The sequence below is a fragment of the Acinetobacter sp. ANC 5600 genome (assembly GCF_002018395.1).
Lineage (GTDB): Bacteria > Pseudomonadota > Gammaproteobacteria > Pseudomonadales > Moraxellaceae > Acinetobacter > Acinetobacter amyesii.
The window spans coordinates 424,324-445,258 of record NZ_MVKW01000002.1; the positions used below are offsets into that span (position 1 = coordinate 424,324).

Here is a 20,935-nt window from a genome sequence, read left to right on the forward strand (position 1 = left end):
GCGCTGTTTTTTCACTTTTTCATGTTTTAACTAACGGCTTCTAATAACAACACATCTTCTTTTTGGCGTTGTACAAAGCGCAATAAGCGTTCTGCCAACTCAAAACTACCATGCTTAAACAAAGCGCGAACCTGTGTATCCACAACGTCAAAGATGAGACATTCAATTTTAAACTCACCTTCTTCATCTTCTAGATGTAATGCCAAATCCCGTGGATATGCGTGCATGGAGTCCAACATTTCAGCCTGCACATTTAACAACACCCCAAAATAATTTAAATCTATAATTTGAGTGTCAACCACAAGGTCTGAATGGCGATGAGATAAATGCGTGAATGGCTGTTGTACACTCACCCGCGCTTCGCCACGGCGTTCGATATTTTGCATTTGCTCTCGACTCATTGGAATGATCCCTTCCAACTGCTGAATAGACTCACCGCGTAGATAAGTTGCAAACAAATTCATAGTTTCCTTACGACGCTGCAACTGAGGTAAATGATCCGCATTGGCAATCATGGCAAATTGCATATTCGGACATTGCAAGGCAAAACCTGCATTTTCATGTGGCAAAGTAAAACTGTCGTACTGCCCGCATGACACCAATACATCACACTGTGGAATCGGCACGTCCTGCAAACGCAGCAAACGATTACAGTTAATGTCATAACGCTCTTGTTCGGTATTGGTGAATTCAGCCATTTGTCTAAAGAACAAACGCTTCGCTGTCGGTGACATCCGCGTCACATCCAGTTTGGCATGATTAACCAAATACAAAATCACCGCTTGACCAAATTCATCCATGCGCTGTTCTTTCATCAAATGCAAGGATTCTTCAAGCAACATGCGCCAGCTCTTGCGCGTTTTTTGCATTACGCCCATCAATATCATGCGGTCAAGCAATTCAGGACGTTGATCCGCCAGTCCTGCAGCCACCACTGAACCGAGCGACATCCCCATCACGGATACTTTTTCTAGCCCGACGATATCCAACCAAACGCCTAACATCTGTGCCAGATCACCCAACTCTAAAGTCCCTGCCGACACCGAAGTATCGACATTGGTAATTTGCTGATTTGAGCCCATGGAGGGTAAATCAATTAAAATAATTGGGCCTGCCGCAAATAATTGTTCGACACAATATTTGTAGGAATTAAAGTTTTGAAATGCCCCACCAATAATAACAATCGGGGTGCGATGAATGGTTTCAGGTTGTGCAATGGCCATATATTCGACCTTCCAGCCATCAATCCATGTCGTTCTGGCAGGCTGTTTAAAGCTTTGCTTGTCATACAGATCGAAAAAACTGTAATGCGTACTTTCCTGTACGGTGGGATCCATTTGGATAATGGAATTCATATTCCTTTCCTCCATTCCTGCCTTATTTTTATTGTCAGGAATTCATTTAGAGACTCTGCTCGACTTAGCGTCCTGCTCTTTAATCGTTATTTGTACGACTTCAATGTCGCTATTGTTTCATTCTATACAGAGGTTCATTTTACAAGCAACTGATATCCCCGCCGCTTATCTACTTTTGCTCTAAAAACAATTTCAAAATGTTAATTCTAGTCAGCAAGTACAGTTGAATATGCACTTAAGTGCTTCATTGTTCCGTCACAGGCTGTTAATATCGAGTTGAAATTTCTAAGTGATCAAACCGCTATGCAAGAGTCTATTGAACAATACATGCAAACGGTAGGACAGCAAGCACGCACAGCATCACGTGTGCTCGCAGGGGCTTCTACCCAGACTAAAAATAATGCTTTATCAGCAATTTATACTGCTTTACAAAACAGTGAAACTGCAATTTTGGCAGCTAACCAAGTGGATATGACCAAAGCGCATAACAACAACTTGGATAGTGCTCTACTTGATCGCTTAGAACTTACCCCCACACGCTTTAAAGGCATGCTTCAAGGTCTAAAAGATGTAATCGCACTGACTGACCCGATTGGCGAAATTACCGATATGGTCTTTCGTCCGACAGGTATTCAGCTGGGCAAAATGCGCGTACCGTTAGGTGTTGTCGGCATGATTTACGAATCTCGCCCAAATGTCACCCTTGAAGCCGCATCTTTAGCGCTTAAATCAGGTAACGCGATTATTTTACGTGGTGGTTCTGAAGCTTTGGAATCTAACCAAGCAATTGCGGCAGCGATTCAACATGGCTTAACTGCCGCAGGTGTACCTGAGCATGCCGTTCAAGTAATTAATACCCCAGACCGTGCTGCGGTTGGCCAATTAATTACTATGCCTGAATATGTCGATGTGATCGTACCTCGTGGTGGCAAAAGCTTAATTGAACGTATTACCAATGAAGCACGTGTGCCTGTTATCAAACATCTTGATGGTAACTGCCATGTTTTTGTGGAAGCTCAGGCTGATTTGCAAAAAGCATTACCTATTGCGCTTAATGCCAAAACACACCGTTATGGCGTATGTAATGCCATGGAAACCTTGCTCGTCGATGAAAATGTCGCTGAAGAGTTTTTACCACGCATTGCTGAACTCTATGCTGAGAAAAAAGTTGAGCTTCGTGGCTGTGCTGAAACGCAGCGCATTTTGGGTGAATCGATTGTTCCTGCAACTGAGGAAGATTGGTACACCGAATACTTAGGCCCAATTTTGGCAGTGAAAGTCGTTACAGGCTTAGATGAAGCGATTGAGCACATCAACAAATATGGCTCTCACCATACAGACTCAATCATTACCGAAAACTTTAGTCTGGCTCGTCAGTTCTTAGCGCGTGTAGATTCGAGTTCAGTGATGATCAATGCCTCAACTCGCTTTGCGGATGGTTTTGAATATGGTCTTGGTGCTGAGATCGGTATTTCAACCGATAAAATCCATGCACGCGGACCAGTCGGCCTAGAAGGTCTGACTTCTCAAAAATGGATTGTGTTTGGTGATGGTCAAATTCGCCAATAACACCCAATAAGACAACGAAAGCTGTGCTTTTCTGATTAAAGGCACAGCTTTTTTTATGGTAATTTAAAAAACTAAACCCAAGGTTCACATATTGAAATATAAGCCTGTAAACACACAGGATCTAGAATCGAAAAACAGATATTTTGACAATTAAATGCTTCATAAAAATAAGAGAAGTTCAAATTACCTGCTTTTTTGCAACAATTTAAGGATTACAGCGCAGCAACCGCATGTTATGTTCTATGTATATCTCTTAAATCGTATAAATTTTAAGGACTATTTTATTAATAAATGAAAACTATGAACTGATAAATTTTAATTATTATTGTGCTCAGGGTCGATAGTGCTTAAGTCTAATCTCCTAAAGTCTATCTAGGACGATAAAAAAACCCATGATAAAACATCATCACAGATCTAAATTGCATCAATCAATACAACTGCAATCAGATCAATATTATGGATAAGTATTTCAATTAGAATTCGGGTATTTAAACGTGTCTACATCAGTATTAGTAATTAACTGCGGATCTTCTTCTATCAAATATGCGTTAGTTTCTGAGCGCCGTGAAGATCGTATTTTTGGTCTAGCCGAGAACCTAGGTTCTGCTGATGCACGTATTAAAGGGGTCACTACAGGTGGTGATGCGCTTGAGCTGTCTATTCCACATGCTGACCATGAAAAAGCCCTCGAAACTATTTTAGAGCGTTTGGCTCACCATAATCCTCAAGCGATTGGTCACCGTGTTGTTCACGGCGGTACATTAACCAAAGCTGAGCTATTAACACCAGAAATTATTGAACGTATTCGTGAAGCAACTCCACTTGCTCCATTGCATAACCCGGCTCACTTGGTGGGTATCGAAGCAACGATGCGTTTGTTCCCTGAACTTCCGCAAGTAGCCGTATTTGATACAGCATTCCACCAAACCATGCCGTCTCATGCATACCGTTATGCATTACCAAAATTCTTGTACACACAACATAACGTACGTCGTTATGGATTCCATGGTACTAGCCATGCCTACGTATCTGAGCGTGGCTCAATGTTGGCAGGCAGCTTTAAACAAGGTGGCTGGTTAACTGCTCACTTAGGCAATGGTAGCTCGACTTGTGCGATTTGGAATGGTCAATCTGTAGATACGTCAATGGGTCTGACTCCACTTGAAGGTGTGGTCATGGGCACACGTAGTGGTGATGTTGACCCAAGTATTCACAGCTTCCTTGCGAGCAACTTAGGTTGGGATATCTACAAAATCGACAAGATGCTGAACAGCCAATCAGGCCTACTCGGTTTGTCTGATCTTTCAAATGACATGCGTACGTTGATCGAAGCATCGGAACAAGGCAACGAAGATGCCGCACTTGCCATTGAAGTTTTCTGCTACCGTTTAGCTAAATCTTTAGCAGGTTTAAGCTGTGGTCTGCCACGTATTGATGGTCTATTCTTTACCGGTGGTATTGGTGAAAATTCTGCCTACATTCGTGAAAAAACGGTTTCATACTTACCGCACTTTGGTTTCAACCTTAGTAAAGAATTAAATGACAACTTAAAACGCGGTACTGAAGGTCGTATTGACCACGGTACTGGCCCACAAATTTGGGTTGTTCCAACCGATGAAGAAGGCCGTATTGCCAAAGAAACTGAGCATGTTGTAGACGAGGTGACAGCGTCTGTTACAAAAAAGTCTGATGCTGAAGCTGCGATTGCATAAGCAATCGCATCATCCCCTTCGCTTTCAATATTAATTTTTAGCTTTAATTTAGACACCGTATGAAAACAATTTTACTCGTGCCAACTGGGGAAGGTGTAGGTTTAACATCTGCATGCTTAGGTTTAATTTATGCTTTGGAATGCCAAGGGGTCAAAGCAGGTTTTCTGAAACCATTTTCACAAGAAAATGTCGCAGATACTGTAGACCGTACAACGGCTCTTTATCGTCATTTATTTAATAATGAAACGGTAGAACCCATTCATCATGCCACCATCGTGAAACAACTGAGTCATGATGAAAGTGATGAATTGCTCGAAGAAGCAGTTCGTTTGCACCGTGAAATTGCAAAAAAGCATGATCTGATTATTGTTGAAGGCTTGGTTCCAAACAGCCGAGATAACTTTGCCTCAGAACTCAACGCGACATTAGCAAAAGCTCTTGATGCTAAAGTAATTATTGTCAGCACAGCAGATATTCAAAATGCCACGAAAACTGCTGAGAAAATTGACAGTTCTCTACGCCAATTCGGTGGTGCAGCATCTGAACGTACTGCGGGCGTTTTGTTTATGCGCACACGTGGTTTGCCAGAAGAATCTGCGCAAATTCCTGTCACGCTTGATCCAAATCTGCGTTTAATCAGTGATACCAATAAATTTGTACTCGAATTACAACAAAGTAATCCGCAAATTGGTTCTACACAGCTACCTGTCATTGGCCTCGTTCCATTTAGTAATACGCTCAGCGTACCGCGCATGTCTGACTTGGCGACGCATATTCAATCAGAATGGATTAACCAAGGCGATGCTGCTCATCGACGCGTACTACATAGCAGCTTAGTTGCCTCTAATATTGAACATGAACTTCACAAATTTGTGGCAGGTGAACTGATTATCAGCGCCTCTGACCGTATTGATGTATTGTTGGCTTCTAGCCTTGCAAGTAGCAATGGTATTCCACTTGCCGGTTTGGTTTTGACTGAACACCATCAACCGAACCCACAAGTTTTGGATTTCTGCCAAACCGCGATTAAGCAAGGCTTACCGATTTTACATACGCCTTTAAGCACTTTTGAAACGGCACAACAACTTTCAAATTTAGGCAATGAAATTCCTGTCGATGACGTCGAACGTGCAGAGCAAGTGACTCGCTTTGTTTCAAGCCACATCAATGCTGAATGGATTACTGAAGTATTAAATGGTTCATATCAACCACGCTTGTCCCCTTCTGCATTCCGTCATGAATTGGTACAAAAATCGATTGCTGCGAAAAAACGGATTGTTTTACCTGAAGGTGATGAACCACGGACCATCCAAGCGGCTGCCATTTGTCAATCTCGTGGCATTGCACACTGTATTTTATTGGCAAAACCTGAAGCCGTAATTGAAGTTGCAAAAGCACGTAACATCGAACTTCCACATGATTTGGAAATCATTGATCCAGATCTGATTCGTGAAAACTATGTGCCGAAAATGGTTGAGCTGCGCAAAGGCAAACTCAATGATCTACAAGCACGCGAACAGCTACAAGATACCGTGGTTTTAGGCACCATGATGCTTGCACTTGATCAGGTGGATGGCTTAGTCTCAGGCGCAGTACATACTACGGCAAATACTGTACGTCCTGCATTCCAATTGATTAAGACTGCACCTGATTATTCATTGGTTTCTTCTGTATTCTTTATGCTGTTACCAGATGAAGTTTATGTATATGGTGACTGTGCAATTAATCCAGATCCAAATGCAGAACAGCTTGCAGAGATTGCGATTCAATCTGCAGATTCAGCGAAAGCTTTTGGTATTGACCCACGTATCGCAATGATTTCGTATTCAACAGGTACTTCTGGTGCAGGTGCAGATGTCGAAAAAGTGGCTGAAGCAACACGTATTGCCAAAGAACGCCGCCCAGACTTACTTATTGATGGCCCGCTTCAATACGATGCTGCATCGGTGGAAAGTGTGGGACGCTCTAAAGCACCTGACTCGAAAGTGGCTGGTCGTGCCAATGTGTTTATCTTCCCGGACTTAAATACAGGTAATACTACATATAAAGCAGTTCAACGTTCTGCAAATGTAGTCAGTGTTGGCCCAATGCTGCAAGGTTTAAACAAGCCTGTAAATGACTTGTCTCGTGGCGCATTGGTCGATGACATCGTGTTTACCATTGCATTAACGGCAATTCAATCTGAACAGCAAGAAGCTTAATTTTAGTTTCGAGTTCTAAACCACCCTTTCGAAAGATTGGGTGGTTTTTTTATTCATTCCGATTTTCCCGCATTTCAATCTTATTTATATTGCGATAATTTTCATCTTATTAATTCTTGTCATCTTAGAGTAAATATTATTGCTTATGGTATGAGCGCTTTTTTAATTATTCAAAACTTAGCTATATCATGACAAACTTAAAATTTTATACTCCATGTGCCATCTCTACATTAATATGGGTTTGCTTAAGCGCACACTCCATGGCCGCAGATTCATATCTAACACCTGACTCAGCTCCAAATAGTCTTGAAATATTATCTACTCCTCCACAAGCCCATAGTGGAGATTTTATTCGTGATCAAAGTATTTTTAAACAATCTCAATATTTGAAAAATACGGCTCGCTGGCAGCAAGCACAAATTGATGCTGATGTTTCAAATGCACACTTAGGGCGACCTTTTTCACATGCATTTGGCGTAGAAATTAATGAGAAAAATACACCTATTTTATTTGAAATTTTAAGAAAGATTAAACTTGATAGTAGATACTCTACTCAAACTGCAAAAAAGAAATATAGCCGTGAACGTCCATATGGCTATTTTAATGTCAGCACCTGTACGCCTGATGAGGAAAATAAAAAGAACCAATTTGTTTCATATCCATCTGGCCACACCACAATTGGTTGGACTTATGCATTGGTTCTGGCGCAGCTTCGCCCAGAACGCCAAAATGAAATTTTCAAACGTGGCATTGAATTTGGTCAAAGCCGAGTCGTGTGCAATATGCATTGGCAAAGTGATGTCGATGCTGGCCGTATTATGGGTGCAGCACAATTTTCACGCTTGCAGGCAGATCCACAGTTCCAAGCCGATATGATTAAAGCCAAAACTGAAATTAACCATCTTATTTCTGCCACACACAAAAAATCTGATTAAAAAAATCAGCATCTTGTCTCATTGCATAGATAGTAGATCACATGCATGGGCAGTGGTTTTTAATAGATGTGCATGTCCAATATAAAAATAAAGCGCTTAGAACCATCTAAGCGCTTTATTTAATTTAGCAGAAGTATTTTGATATCGTTTTATTAAGATTCAATCTGCTTCAGTTCTGGCTTGCCGTAAGCCACTTCAAAACTGGCGACGGTCGTCATTTTTCCACCTGGTTTTTCAACAAAGTCTAGAACCTTCAAGTCTGTACGCATATAGTCTTTAAAAAAGTCTAAAGTCTGATAACCGCGTTGATCATTGATAAATTTGATGTGTGGATTTAACTTCAGCACATCTTCCTGCCCTGGACGGATTGGTTGACCATTGCCGGTAGAGGTTATCGATGTAGTTAAAAATTCGGTTGCAATCGATGGACTCTTAAAATCATTCAAATCACTTGGAATATTCGCTGCAAAATATTGATGCAAATCTCCTGATAAAATTACTGTATTACCATGAGGTGCATTTTTTTTGATAGATTCAATCAAGCGCTCGCGTGCGTATGGATAGCCATTCCACGTATCTTTCCCAAAATAAGCTTTGCCTGATTTGTTATAACGTACCCAAGGCATAACCTGAATTTGCTGTGCCAAGACATTCCAACGCTTATCATGGCGCATTTGCTTCGCCAACCATTGCTCTTGTGCTTTACCAAGAACCTGCTCATTTCGGCTATTCTCAGTACGGCAGTAATCTATTTTATCAAACCCATCTTCTAACTGAGCTTTGGTGCATAAAATTGGAGAACGGTATTGTCGTGTATCTAAAATATTCATCCGTAGCATTTTGCCATAATCTAAAGTACGGTAAGCAAGGATATCTGGACCGTTCGGCTTCTGTTTTAAGCGTACAGGCATATATTCGTACCACGCTTGAAACGCTGCTGCGCGGCGCAGCAAAAATATGTCTTTCTTCTCGCCTTTTTCTTCAATATCTGCAGCCCAGTTGTTATCTACTTCATGATCATCAAACGTCATCGCAAAAGGTGCAGATGCATGTGCAGCTTGTAAATCGGGATCCGCACGGTACTGTGCATAACGAATACGATATTGCAGTAAAGTTTGAATTTCCGGACCAATATGTTGACGTGCAGGAATTGAAATTCTTAAATCTCCAATTGCACGCCCCCCACCTTTACCCTCTGGTCCTTCATAAATATAGTCACCATAGTGGAAAACTAAATCTATCTCTTTTTCTTTGCTCAAGTAGTCATAGGCCGTGTAATAACCCGTTTCATAATGCTGACAGCCCACTACAGCGACTCGAACTCGTTCTGGCATTTGGTGCGCGGCAGGTGCTGATTTTGCTGTACCTACAGAACTTTCATAACCAGCCAATCTAAATCGATAATAATAGCGTGTCATCGGTGCTAAACCACTTATCTCTACATGTACTGTGTGATGTAAGTCAGGATGTGCCTGCGCCTTCCCAGTTTGCACAATTTTCTTAAATTCAATATCTGTAGCAATATCCCAATCCACTTCAACAGCTTCCTTCGGCATCCCACCATCTACAGAAAGTGGATATGGTGCAACACGCGTCCAAATCACAAAGCCATCTGGCCAAGGTTCACCTGAAGCAACGCCTAATTGAAACGGGCTAATCGGAAATTTGGCATTTGCCCACGTGCTTACTGGACTCAGTCCAGAAAATAACGCTAAAGACCCGACTCCCATCAAACCCTTTAAGAATTGACGACGATTCGAATTAATATGATTCATTTTTATTTCTCTATAAACTTATTAATAAATTAATCTGATCAGTTTTGGATTAGAAAATTGGCAGGGTGTAGGTTAAGTAGATACGGCTTTGTTCCTGCTTTGTTCCTGTACTTTTTTTGAATTTTCCGTACTGAGCGGTAAAACCTAAATTTTTGAATTTGCCTTCCGGCACTTTATAACGCAAGGTATAGTCAATTTCGGACTCAGTTGCACAACCACATTTACCAAAGTCACGTCCTTGTACTTTCAGGAACGATACATTTAAGCCTTTTAAGTATTGATTATTGAAGTCATATCGATAGCCATACCATGTGGACTTTTCCCCAGCATTGGTAAAGTTCTGCAACAGACGATTTGTTGGCAAATAAATGAACGTACCATCCGCACCATTATCTAAACTGCCCTGATTCATATGCAGAAAATCGCCATCATCACCAATTTTTTGCGCGCCAAATTGCAGCTGATGATTTTTAAATTTGTATTTGAAATCCACACTGGCTGTCTGGTTATCTACTTTAGCGCCATAGCCTTTTTCACCACGCTCATTAGCTCCAGTCGCTTGAGTATCAAATAAACGTAAGTCCGTATTAAAACTCTGGTTTTCACTGAATGGAAATTTGTGTTTCACGCCGATAAATTGCTGTACATAAAAATCATCCAGCTCACCGGCATAGTACTGTAGCGTTAAATTTTTATTGGGCTTCCAGTCCGCACCGCCAAACATAAACCCTTCACTGGTTTCTGTTGCGCCTTTAATAGAAAGCTTTGACGCATCTCGTGATGCACGTGGAATTGCTTTAGTGACGTAACCACCCGTTAAAGTCAATCCCTTTACATCTTTAGAAGTGACTTGACCACCTAAATAAGCAGATTCGAGCAAGCGAGCAAAGCTTCGACTTAAAATGGGTAAATTAGGGCGTAACTCCCCGACTTTTACATCAGTTTTCTGATAGCGCGCTTTTAAAGTGGGATATGCACGTGTCCAATAATTTGTTGGACTACCATCACCCTCTAAAGGAAACATCAACGAATTTTTGGCTTTATCTTTACTGCCGTCTAAACGTATACCTGCTGCCGCAGTCGCATCTAAACCAAAACCGACTTGACCTTCGGTAAAACCAGATTGATAACTCAATTCAATACCTTGTCCCCAAACTGTCGAATCTTTATCGTTAGGCTCTTGATCTTGATCAAAATAATAATTTTTAAAATCTATTTCTGCTTTACTATCTTTAATAAATTCTGCTTGTGCTGCCTGCATTGTCAGCATGGGGGTGAAAACCATACAGCAGATGAGTGCTTTGTAATTCAACGTCTAACCTCTTTGGTCCTTGAGAAATACTGCAATAACCTAAAGACTCTGTATGACAATACACTTGCAATCCCATGACAATTACATGAAAAAATAAAACAAATATTAAATATAAATATTTGATAATATAAAAATTAAAGTTATTTTTTATTTTTTTGTTTTTAATCACTTAAATACGAAAAAAGTTGACCATTAAAAGAACTGCAAGCACTCCATTTTTTGACTGCTAAGCTCTAAGCCTGATTTTAAAGAAGATTGCTCAACAACTTTTATAAAACCTTGTTTAGAATAAAATTGAGTAGCTCGTAAATTACTTAATTCAACACGAAGTACAATTTTTGTATAACCTTGGTTTGCTGCATATTTTGTAGACTAGATATTAAAAGATCAGCAACACTGTTTCCCCGATAATTCTCATACAACCACATTGCAACTACAGTAAATTCATGCTGTTTATCAATAGTACCTCCAACTCTCATTCCGTCAAATGCCAATAGAAACTGGCATGGTCTTTTTTGCGCAACTCTATCACGCCATTCAGAATCACTATGAGTTTTAGTTTTTTCAAAAGTTGCTGTAAATGCATCAGGACTGTCTTGTAATGCTTCTAGCCGTAAATTTTTCAGTATCTCCCAATCTGATTCAACAGTTGGTCGAACAGTAACAGTGCCCATTTTTAATTTTACCTGTCATCTATTTGCTTCAAATCATAACGTTTAGAATTGAAGTCTTGTAAAAAATTTGAAAGCAACAAAGATCATCGATGATTATCACACACACTGACGCAAAGACTAAAAATTAGCTATTACTCATGATTAGATTTGAAGATTTGAAGATTTGAAGATTTGAAGATTTGAAGATTTGAAGATTTGAAGATTTGAAGATTTGAAGATTTGAAGATTTGAAGAAGAATATTATTTTTTATAAAATTTAAAGCAAAAAAAAGAAGATAAAGCTTTAGGCTTGATCTTCTTGTTGACCGTAGAACCAAGTTGCTGCGATAAACAGAGAAAAACCAATAACTGACAACACTGGAGTAACCATATATTTCACACTCTAACTTTGATGACGTCATTATGTAAAAGTTTTATGACAGTTATATGACAAATATGAAATATTCAAAAATAATAAATATCTTTTATTTTCAAAAATTTAAAAATAAAAACATATCTCCCTTTCTAGTTTTGTGACAAATATTTCATGAAATATGACAGTGAAAACGTCATTTTCAGGTCATTTATGACAGCGAGACATGGCACTGTTAAACCCTATTAAACTTTCGGCCAAAGATTAAGCGAAATACCCACACAACTGTGTTTTTGTCTTATAATTTAGCCCGCTAGCTATCAGCCCGCTCAAGAGATATTTGTATGACAACTATTATCAAGCAAGATGACTTGATCACATCGGTAAAAGATGCGCTTCAGTTCATTTCTTACTATCACCCACAGGACTTCATCCAAGCGATGAGCCGTGCGTATGACCGTGAAGAAAACAAAGCCGCAAAAGACGCGATTGCACAAATTTTAATTAACTCTCGTATGTGTGCAGAAGGCCATCGTCCTATCTGTCAAGATACAGGTATTGTGAACGTATTTCTTGAAGTGGGCTTAGACGTTAAATTTGATTTAACCATGAGCCTAGACGATGCAATCAACGAAGGTGTACGTCAAGGTTATCTTGAAAACTCAAATATTCTTCGTGCATCAGTATTAGCTGATCCTGCTTTTGGTCGTAAAAATACCAAAGACAACACCCCTGCTGTAATTCACTACAAACTCGTTCCGGGTAATAAAGTTGATATTACTGTTGCTGCTAAAGGTGGTGGTTCAGAAAATAAATCTAAGCTTGCAATGCTTAATCCTTCTGACTCTATCGTAGATTGGGTACTTAAAACTGTTCCAACAATGGGTGCAGGTTGGTGTCCTCCTGGTATGCTCGGTATCGGTATTGGTGGTACTGCTGAAAAAGCCATGATGCTTGCAAAAGAAGCATTGATGGAAGAAATCAACATGGACGAATTACTTCGTCGTGGCCCACAAAACCAAATCGAAGAACTTCGTATCGAAATCTTCGAAAAAGTAAATGCTTTAGGTATTGGTGCTCAAGGTCTTGGCGGTTTAACCACTGTTCTTGATATCAAAATCAAAGACTACCCATGTCACGCTGCAGGTAAACCAGTGGGTATGATTCCTAACTGCGCTGCAACTCGTCATGCGCATTTCCAATTAGACGGTTCAGGTGTAGCGCATATTCAAGCGCCTAGCCTTGAAGACTACCCTGCAGTGACTTGGGATTCATCAACATCTAAACGTGTTGACTTAGATAACATCACTCAAGAAGAAATGAACTCTTGGCAACCAGGTGACACACTACTTCTTAACGGTACAATCTATACAGGTCGTGATGCTGCGCACAAACGTATGGTTGACATGTTAAATAAAGGTGAAGAACTTCCAGTTGACCTAAAAGGTAAATTTATTTACTACGTTGGCCCTGTTGATCCAGTCGGTGACGAAGTCGTTGGTCCTGCTGGCCCAACAACTGCAACTCGTATGGATAAGTTCACACGTCAAGTGCTTGAAGCAACTGGCATGTTCGGTATGATTGGTAAAGCGGATCGCGGCCCTGCTGCTGTTGAAGCAATCAAAGACAACAAAGCAACTTACCTCATGGCTGTCGGTGGTGCTGCGTACTTAGTATCGAAAGCGATTCGTGAAGCTGAAGTGGTTGCTTTCGCTGACTTAGGTATGGAAGCGATCTACAAATTTGTTGTAAAAGACATGCCTGTATCGGTAGCTGTTGACGTAAATGGTACTTCTGTTCACGCAACTGCACCAAAAATCTGGCAAGCAAAAATTGGTAAAATCCCAGTAGTTGATGCTGCTGCGAACTGATTTCGCCACATTCAAGATATAAAAAAGCACCCCATCGGGTGCTTTTTTTAATGTCAATATTTAGGCTGTTTGTCGAATGACATTCGCTATTTAATATTTTCACACACTCAAAAACACGAGCTAATTACATTACCAAGTTAATGGATTCCACAGTTTAAAAGGCTTGGTCAACTGCACATCTTCCGCAGGATCATAATGAGGTGCTTTCAACTTCTGCGCACTTTTCCGCACTTTTCCAGTGTTTTGATCTTCTGCCACAAAGTTAAAACTGTTGGATTTCAACTCTGTAAATGCGATTTCATTTCGACCAATTTTTTCAGGCATGAGCAGCAATGGCCCTGAAACCGTTCTTTTACTGGATAAATTCTCTTCATCATATTTAATGAAGTAAGTTTGACCTGCTTCAACATCAAAGTCTAAATATTTAGGTTTTTGAAAATGATTCACCCCCAAAGGGCGACTCGATGATAAGCGGTAATTCCCCGCCGGTAACTCCACCCAGTAATAATGATTATTCAATAAACTTGGAATACGCTCACTGTTCAGAAATAAGCTGCTGGCCACAATTTCTTGACGGTTCCATTTACTGTCTGGACGATATAAATACACAATCGCTGCTTGATCATGTTGAGCTTTCACTTCTTGAAAATGTCGGCCTTGTTTCTGATTGACCCAACCACCAATGGTAAACATACCCAATCGATATTGCTCAATATGACCCGGTTTACTTTCAGGATCCACGGGCTTTAATGTTGAAGCCAATGATGTTTGCTCAACGGCTGATTTTCCATGACAACCCAGCAGCGCTACACTGCTTAAAAGTAGAATTGCAACTCCACGCATGATTATCCCTCACTGCGTCTTTTTTTATTTTTACACTTTTGTTTTCAGTTTTTTACATTCAGGCATCCACGCCATCCTGCTGAGATTAACATTCTGCCTTTATTTTTGGAAATAAAAAACGTGTGCAAATCTTGGATTTACACACGTTTCAGACGAATAGCGCTTAAGCAGATTTAGAGTTCACAACTTTTAAATCTGACTTCGGTGCAGCTTCTTCAGTTTTCTTTGGTTGACGTTCTGATTTAAATTCAGGTTCCGCTTCACCATTAATCACCGCTTCATTGACGACAACCGTACCCACATCTGAACGACTTGGTAGGTCATACATCGTTTCAAGCAATGAATTTTCTAAAATCGAACGTAGACCACGTGCACCCGTATTACGGTCAAGGGCTTTTTTAGCCACGGCACGCAATGCTGAGTCTTCAAATACGAGGTCAACATTTTCCATTTCAAATAAATATTGGTACTGACGTGTCAATGCATTTTTTGGTTCAGTCAGAATCTGCATCAATGCTTCTTCGTCGAGTTCTTCCAAGGTTGCAATGACTGGCAAACGACCAATAAATTCAGGAATCAGACCGAATTTAACCAAATCTGTCGCTTCAACTTGGCGGAATAAGTCAGATAATTTTTTAGTTTCATCTTTCTTACGCACTTCAGCTGTAAAGCCAATACCTCCTTTTTCCTGACGCTGCTGTACGATTTTCTCTAGACCAGAGAATGCGCCACCACAGATAAACAGGATATTTGAAGTATCAATTTGAATAAATTCTTGCTGCGGATGCTTACGACCACCTTGAGGCGGGATCGACGCAACCGTACCTTCGATCATTTTCAATAACGCTTGCTGAACACCCTCACCCGATACATCACGAGTAATCGATGGGTTTTCAGACTTGCGGGTAATTTTGTCGATTTCATCGATATAGATAATGCCTTTTTGTGCTTTTTCTACATCGTAATCGGCTTTTTGAAGGAGTTTTTGAACAATGTTCTCAACGTCTTCACCCACATAACCAGCTTCAGTTAAAGTCGTTGCATCTGCCATCGCAAATGGCACATCTAAAAGACGCGCAAGTGTCTGAGCAAGCAGTGTTTTACCTGAACCTGTTGGTCCAACCAACATAATGTTACTTTTCGAAATCTCTACTCCGTCTTCTGGTTTTTTACCACTGGTGCCAACTTTTAGGCGTTTATAGTGGTTGTATACCGCAACAGAGAGGGTCTTTTTCGCAACATCTTGCCCAATCACATATTGGTCAAGCGCAGCACGGATTTCATGCGGTTTTGGTAAAGGACGAGTTGCCCAGTCATTTGATTCAACTTGCTGACTGGTCTGAACTAGGTCAAGACATACGTCCACACACTCATTACAGATGTACGCGTCCTCACCTGCAATCAGTTTCCCGACTTCAGACTGCGTTTTACCGCAAAATGAACAATGCTTTTGTCCTTGAGGATGTTCGGACATATTCACTCCAATAATTAATTCTTTAAAACTTATGGGCGTTTAGATAAAACTTCGTCCACAAGACCGTATTCTTTCGCAGCTTGCGCTGTCATAAAGTTGTCACGGTCAGTATCTCGAGCAACAGTTTCGTAGTCTTGACCACTATGCTCTGCCATTAAACGATTTAAACGTTCTTTGATGAATAGAATTTCACGTGCATGAATTTCAATGTCAGATGCCTGACCACGGAAACCACCGAGTGGTTGGTGAATCATGACACGGGCATTTTCAAGACAGTAACGTTTGCCTTTAGCACCGGCATTAAGCAGGAATGCACCCATCGATGCTGCTTGCCCCATGCAGTAAGTCACAACATCAGGTTTAATAAATTGCATGGTATCGTAAATCGCCATACCTGCAGTAACCGAACCGCCTGGTGAGTTGATATATAAATGAATATCTTTATCTGGGTTTTCTGCTTCTAAGAACAACATTTGGGCAACAATCAAATTTGCCATGTTGTCTTCAACTTCACCGGTTAAAAAAATCACACGTTCACGCAAAAGGCGTGAATAAATATCAAAAGAACGCTCGCCACGAGATGACTGTTCTACCACCATTGGCACTAGTGCGTTTTCAATTGTTGGAACATACATACGTTATTTATTCCTAAATTTTTCTGACTCAACCCATAATTCACAATATGAGGGATATTTGTCGAAATTGCAAAAGATTCCCAATTAAATAACAGATATTTTTTTCATAAGCATTGTGAAATCAGGACAACTTATTTGGGGGCAAATTTCGATAAAAAAAGGCGCTTAATGCGCCTTTTTTTGAAAGCTAGAAATTAGCCTTGTTGACGAGCTTGTTGCTCTTTCAATAAGTCTTCATAGCTCACAGTTGTATCAGTTACTTTAGCAGAAGCTAAGATGTGATCTACAACTTGGTCTTCTAGAATAACAGCTTCGATTTGAGCACGTTGCTGTTTATCGTTGTTGAAGTATTCAATTACTTCTTTAGGATCTTCGTAAGAAGAAGCCATGTCTTCGATGTAAGCATCAACACGTGCAGCATCAACTTCAATTTTAGCATCAGCTAATACTTTGCTGACTAATACGCCAAGTTTAACTGATTTTTCAGCTTGCTCTTTGAATAGGTCATCTGGAAGCATGCTTGAATCAAACGCTTTAGCGCCTTGAGCACCAAACTGTTGAGTGAATTGTTGGATCATTTGTTGACGTTGACGGTCAATTTCTTGAGCAACCATTGCTTCTGGAAGTTCTACTTCGTTTGCAGCTACAAGCGCATCAAAAGTTGCACCTTTCACTTGGTTACGAAGACCATTTTTCACTTCACGTTCCATGTTTTTACGAACGTCAGCTTTCAGTTTTTCAACGCCTTCTTCTTCAGTTAAACCGAAAATTTTTAAGAATTCAGCATCAACTTCTGGAAGCTTTTGTTTTTCAACAAGCTTAACAGTGATTTTGAATTGAGCAGCTTTACCAGCAAGGTTTTCAGCTTGGTAGTCTTCAGGGAAAGTTACATCGATAACTTTCTCTTCGCCTTTCTTCATACCAACGATACCGTCTTCGAAGCCAGGGATCATACGACCAGAACCAAGAACGAGTTTAAAGTCTTCAGCAGCGCCGCCTTCAAACTTCTCGCCATCAACAGTACCTTCAAAGTCGAAAGTTACTTGCATGTCTTTTTTAGCCATGCCTTTAGTTTCAACCCATGAAGCGCGTTGTTTTTGAAGATTTTCAATCATCTTCTCAACGTCTTTGTCGTCAACTGAAGTTGTTTTACGTTCAACTTCTAGACCTTCGAACTTAACTTCAACTTCTGGATAAACTTCTACAGTTGCTTCATAAACTAAAGCATCATCTTTCATTTCAGTTTTTTCAATGTTTGGCATACCAACAGCATTGATTTTTTCTTGTTGGATCGCTTCGAATACTGTGTCACGAATGATATCGTTTACAACTTCTTGATAGATACCAGCACCGTATTCACGACGAACAACGTTTACAGGTACTTTACCTGGACGGAAGCCGTTGATCTTCACAGTTTTGGCAGTGCGTTTCAAGCGAGCTTCAAACTGCTCGTTAATACGGCTCGTCGGTACAGATACATTTAAACGACGGGCAACGCCCGAAACCGCTTCAGAAGTTACTTGCATGGCTTCCTCGATAATTTGTTAGTTAAAACAGTTTTAAAAAAAAGTGCCACATTATATGACAACAATTAAAGATATACAAAAATGGATTATAACACTATAAATTCAGGCATGGATGCCCTTCTTATTTTTAGAATTTTTCAGCTTTTTTCGAAGAAATATTGATTATTTTTTAATTCACCATTGAAAATGAGAAACTTTCTCACTATTATTCTTAATGATATTTTTTTTAATTTATTTTCATATATTTATCTTGTCCATATTTGGTATTCTTTTATGAGTAAATTTAATCTCAACCCTCTTTCCGCTGCTTTATTTGGGGCAATTGTAACTACTACGAGTTTCGCACATGCTGAAACGACTGAATCTCAAGCTCAACAGATGGAAACCATTGTTGTTTCTGCAGCGGGCTTTGAACAAAAGATCAAGAATGCTCCTGCTTCAATTACCGTGATTACGGCTGAAGACTTAAAAAATAAACGAATTACATCCGTTGCAGATGCATTAAGTGATGTAGAAGGTGTCGATATTAGCCCTACAGCAGGGAAAACCGGCGGATTAAATATTCGTATTCGTGGTATGGACGCCGAATATACCTTGGTTTTAATTGATGGCCGCCGACAAAATAGTACAGGTGACATTGCCCCTAATGGATTTGGTGAGTCGAATAATAGTTTTATCCCCCCTGTTTCGGCTATCCAACGCATCGAAGTCATCCGCGGACCAGCTTCTACTTTATATGGTTCTGATGCAATTGGTGGTGTAGTCAATATCATTACCAAAAAAGTTTCACCTGAATGGACTGGTTCGGTCACGTTAGAAGGGACAGTACTGCCAAATCACTCAGACTTTGGTAACCAACGCGCTGTCGATGCATTTTTAACAGGGCCAATCATTCAAGATTTATTGGGCTTACAAATCCGTGCACGTAAAGCGGAACGTGATCAATCAGATTTAATACGTAGTGATGACGATGATACTGGTGCTGAACTTAGTGGCGGAAATAGCCCAACTAAATCAGATCTAGAAACTATCGGTGCTCGCTTAACCCTGACACCGCACAGCGACCATGATATTTCAGTTGAATATGAAAAAACTGAACAATGGTATGACAATAGCAAAGGTCAATTAGGAACGCTTGGCGCAAACGGTGGTTATGGTGATGCTCAAGAATATAACCGTGAGAAAATGATCCTCGCACATACTTGGAATAATGCTATTGGCAAACTTGAGTCAAGTATTATCAATACTCAAACAGAAACGGTTGGACGTTTAATTCCTGCACGTGCACAAGGAATGTCAACAGCCATCACTCCTCGTGTGTTAGAAAGTGAAGATACGATTTTTGATACTAAATTTACCACTCAACATTTTGAAGACCACCGTATTACTCTAGGCGGTCAATGGTGGGAAGCCAGTATCAGTGATGGTTTGCGTGTAAAAAAAGAAGTTTCTTTTGAGCAATTGGGTCTATTCGCCGAAGATACTTGGTCGCTGAACGACAATCTTGCATTAACACTTGGTCTTCGTTATGACGACCACGATACGTTTGGTGACTTTTGGACACCACGTGCATATTTGGTATGGAATGCAAATGAAAACTGGACATTCAAAGGTGGATATAGTGAGGGTTATAAAGCCCCACGTTTAGAAAGACTAACCGATGGCGTTGTCAATGTCAGCGGTCAAGGTCGTACACCTACTTTTGGTAACCCAAATCTAAAACCAGAAACCAGCAAAAACTTTGAGTTTGGTACATATTTCTCAACCAATAATAATTTTGACTTCAACGTAACAGCTTTCTTTAGCCAAATTGAAGATAAAATTATGACGGGCAATAAAGAAATTAGCTGTAATACTGATAACACAACAACTTCGGGTATTAATTGGTCTAAAGCGGACTGTGAAGCATTCATGGCATCAGTGGGAACGCCGTGGGTGATGGATTATAACCGCGGCACACCAGATTCATGGAATGTGACTCGTCCTGTGAATGCCGAAGAAGCTGAAGTTTATGGTATTGAAGCCGGTTTAAACTGGGCATTTGCCGACAATTGGAAATTTGGTCTGAACTACACTTGGACTGAAACTGAAATTAAAGATAGTAGTTTAGGTAATCCTGTACTTAATGACACACCAGAACATATGGTCAATGCTTCACTTAAATGGCAAGCTGCTGACTTTGTGAATTTATGGGCGCGTGGTGAGTATCGAAGTGAACGTGCACGCTTCACATCAACTTATGACAATATCACAACAGCTAATCAACAAGTGTATGACGCTTTAGGCGACTACAAAGAATATGCGCTATTACATGTGGGTTCAAACTTTAATGTCACCCCAAATTGGGATATTGGGGTTGCTCTGTACAATGTCTTTGATAAAGACTTTAACGATTATGAGAAAGTAGCCAATAGCTACTACAACCGTTATAGCAATACTCAGGAAGGCCGCCGTGTACAATTAAGTACAACCTTTAAATTCTAAATAACCACATAATAAAAAACCTGTTTCGGCAGGTTTTTTTTGCATAAATAATTTACGATTACTTCTTATTTAATTCACAATCATGTCTATATTTATAATCTCAATTAAACATAAAAAAACAATACATTTTATCAATATTTAAATAAAACATAGTCTTAATTAATACTTGTTATATCATTACATTAAATACTACTATCACAATATGATTATTTATCGT

At 40.1% G+C, this 20,935-nt stretch carries 15 protein-coding genes; 6 read left to right on the forward strand and 9 right to left on the reverse strand.

From position 1 onward, the window contains the following. Window positions 1-26: 26 nt before the first annotated feature. Window positions 27-1,355 (reverse strand): alpha/beta fold hydrolase, encoded by a 1,329-nt coding sequence (locus B1201_RS05840; RefSeq protein ID WP_078192698.1) that lies wholly within the window; start codon window positions 1,353-1,355, stop codon window positions 27-29. 303 nt (window positions 1,356-1,658) lie between these two features. Here B1201_RS05840 and B1201_RS05845 point away from each other — a divergent pair, with 303 nt between their 5' ends. From B1201_RS05845 to B1201_RS05860, 4 genes are all read left to right on the forward strand, one after another. Beyond that, on the forward strand, window positions 1,659-2,924 hold the full coding sequence (locus B1201_RS05845) for a glutamate-5-semialdehyde dehydrogenase (protein WP_078192699.1): 1,266 nt from the start codon (window positions 1,659-1,661) through the stop codon (window positions 2,922-2,924). Window positions 2,925-3,418: 494 nt separating this feature from the next. Continuing rightward, window positions 3,419-4,636 (forward strand): acetate/propionate family kinase, encoded by a 1,218-nt coding sequence (locus tag B1201_RS05850; protein ID WP_078192700.1) that lies wholly within the window; start codon window positions 3,419-3,421, stop codon window positions 4,634-4,636. A 59-nt stretch (window positions 4,637-4,695) separates the two neighbouring features. Further along, window positions 4,696-6,837 (forward strand): phosphate acetyltransferase, encoded by a 2,142-nt coding sequence (gene pta / locus B1201_RS05855; RefSeq protein ID WP_078192701.1) that lies wholly within the window; start codon window positions 4,696-4,698, stop codon window positions 6,835-6,837. Between the two features lie 260 nt (window positions 6,838-7,097). Then, a complete protein-coding gene (locus tag B1201_RS05860) occupies window positions 7,098-7,772 on the forward strand; it encodes an acid phosphatase (RefSeq protein WP_171263742.1) in 675 nt (224 codons plus the stop codon). 152 nt (window positions 7,773-7,924) lie between these two features. Here B1201_RS05860 and B1201_RS05865 read toward each other — a convergent pair whose 3' ends face one another. The 4 genes from B1201_RS05865 to B1201_RS05875 all read right to left on the reverse strand — a co-directional run bounded on the left by B1201_RS05865 (window position 7,925) and on the right by B1201_RS05875 (window position 11,533). Then, window positions 7,925-9,547 (reverse strand): alkaline phosphatase D family protein, encoded by a 1,623-nt coding sequence (locus tag B1201_RS05865; protein WP_078192703.1) that lies wholly within the window; start codon window positions 9,545-9,547, stop codon window positions 7,925-7,927. 49 nt (window positions 9,548-9,596) lie between these two features. Then, complete coding sequence (locus B1201_RS05870) at window positions 9,597-10,817, reverse strand: OprD family outer membrane porin (RefSeq protein WP_171263743.1); 1,221 nt, start codon at window positions 10,815-10,817, stop codon at window positions 9,597-9,599. Window positions 10,818-11,051: 234 nt separating this feature from the next. Further along, window positions 11,052-11,195: a hypothetical protein gene (locus B1201_RS17290; protein ID WP_373684760.1), complete on the reverse strand. Its 144-nt coding sequence runs from the start codon at window positions 11,193-11,195 to the stop codon at window positions 11,052-11,054. Next, the gene (locus tag B1201_RS05875) at window positions 11,174-11,533 is read right to left on the reverse strand and encodes a hypothetical protein (RefSeq protein WP_078192705.1); all 360 of its coding nucleotides are present in this window, start codon (window positions 11,531-11,533) and stop codon (window positions 11,174-11,176) included. Before B1201_RS05875 ends, B1201_RS17290 begins: the two co-directional genes overlap by 22 nt. 696 nt (window positions 11,534-12,229) lie before the next feature. Between B1201_RS05875 and B1201_RS05880 the strand changes: the two genes are divergently transcribed. Then, the gene (locus B1201_RS05880; RefSeq protein ID WP_078189659.1) at window positions 12,230-13,756 is read left to right on the forward strand and encodes a fumarate hydratase; all 1,527 of its coding nucleotides are present in this window, start codon (window positions 12,230-12,232) and stop codon (window positions 13,754-13,756) included. A 129-nt stretch (window positions 13,757-13,885) separates the two neighbouring features. Here B1201_RS05880 and B1201_RS05885 read toward each other — a convergent pair whose 3' ends face one another. The 4 genes from B1201_RS05885 to tig form a co-directional block, all read right to left on the reverse strand. Beyond that, window positions 13,886-14,599: a DUF2846 domain-containing protein gene (locus B1201_RS05885; RefSeq protein ID WP_078192706.1), complete on the reverse strand. Its 714-nt coding sequence runs from the start codon at window positions 14,597-14,599 to the stop codon at window positions 13,886-13,888. Between the two features lie 163 nt (window positions 14,600-14,762). After that, the gene (gene clpX / locus B1201_RS05890) at window positions 14,763-16,073 is read right to left on the reverse strand and encodes an ATP-dependent protease ATP-binding subunit ClpX (protein ID WP_078189661.1); all 1,311 of its coding nucleotides are present in this window, start codon (window positions 16,071-16,073) and stop codon (window positions 14,763-14,765) included. A 29-nt stretch (window positions 16,074-16,102) separates the two neighbouring features. Beyond that, window positions 16,103-16,708: an ATP-dependent Clp endopeptidase proteolytic subunit ClpP gene (gene clpP / locus B1201_RS05895; protein ID WP_078192707.1), complete on the reverse strand. Its 606-nt coding sequence runs from the start codon at window positions 16,706-16,708 to the stop codon at window positions 16,103-16,105. Between the two features lie 194 nt (window positions 16,709-16,902). Continuing rightward, complete coding sequence (gene tig, locus B1201_RS05900; protein ID WP_078192708.1) at window positions 16,903-18,234, reverse strand: trigger factor; 1,332 nt, start codon at window positions 18,232-18,234, stop codon at window positions 16,903-16,905. 273 nt (window positions 18,235-18,507) lie between these two features. Between tig and B1201_RS05905 the strand changes: the two genes are divergently transcribed. Further along, the gene (locus tag B1201_RS05905) at window positions 18,508-20,718 is read left to right on the forward strand and encodes a TonB-dependent receptor domain-containing protein (protein ID WP_078192709.1); all 2,211 of its coding nucleotides are present in this window, start codon (window positions 18,508-18,510) and stop codon (window positions 20,716-20,718) included. Window positions 20,719-20,935: the final 217 nt, after the last annotated feature.

What these genes read in the sequence shown, in the direction of transcription:
- B1201_RS05875 (WP_078192705.1), bottom strand. Translation starts at nt 11,533, where the DNA reads ATGGGCACTGTTACTGTTCGACCAACTGTTGAATCAGATTGGGAGATA.
- B1201_RS05860 (WP_171263742.1), top strand. Translation starts at nt 7,098, where the DNA reads ATGGCCGCAGATTCATATCTAACACCTGACTCAGCTCCAAATAGTCTT.
- pta (WP_078192701.1), top strand. Translation starts at nt 4,696, where the DNA reads ATGAAAACAATTTTACTCGTGCCAACTGGGGAAGGTGTAGGTTTAACA.
- tig (WP_078192708.1), bottom strand. Translation starts at nt 18,234, where the DNA reads ATGCAAGTAACTTCTGAAGCGGTTTCGGGCGTTGCCCGTCGTTTAAAT.
- B1201_RS05885 (WP_078192706.1), bottom strand. Translation starts at nt 14,599, where the DNA reads ATGCGTGGAGTTGCAATTCTACTTTTAAGCAGTGTAGCGCTGCTGGGT.
- B1201_RS05880 (WP_078189659.1), top strand. Translation starts at nt 12,230, where the DNA reads ATGACAACTATTATCAAGCAAGATGACTTGATCACATCGGTAAAAGAT.
- B1201_RS05840 (WP_078192698.1), bottom strand. Translation starts at nt 1,355, where the DNA reads ATGAATTCCATTATCCAAATGGATCCCACCGTACAGGAAAGTACGCAT.
- B1201_RS05865 (WP_078192703.1), bottom strand. Translation starts at nt 9,547, where the DNA reads ATGAATCATATTAATTCGAATCGTCGTCAATTCTTAAAGGGTTTGATG.
- B1201_RS05870 (WP_171263743.1), bottom strand. Translation starts at nt 10,817, where the DNA reads ATGCTGACAATGCAGGCAGCACAAGCAGAATTTATTAAAGATAGTAAA.
- B1201_RS05845 (WP_078192699.1), top strand. Translation starts at nt 1,659, where the DNA reads ATGCAAGAGTCTATTGAACAATACATGCAAACGGTAGGACAGCAAGCA.
- clpX (WP_078189661.1), bottom strand. Translation starts at nt 16,073, where the DNA reads ATGTCCGAACATCCTCAAGGACAAAAGCATTGTTCATTTTGCGGTAAA.
- clpP (WP_078192707.1), bottom strand. Translation starts at nt 16,708, where the DNA reads ATGTATGTTCCAACAATTGAAAACGCACTAGTGCCAATGGTGGTAGAA.
- B1201_RS05905 (WP_078192709.1), top strand. Translation starts at nt 18,508, where the DNA reads ATGAGTAAATTTAATCTCAACCCTCTTTCCGCTGCTTTATTTGGGGCA.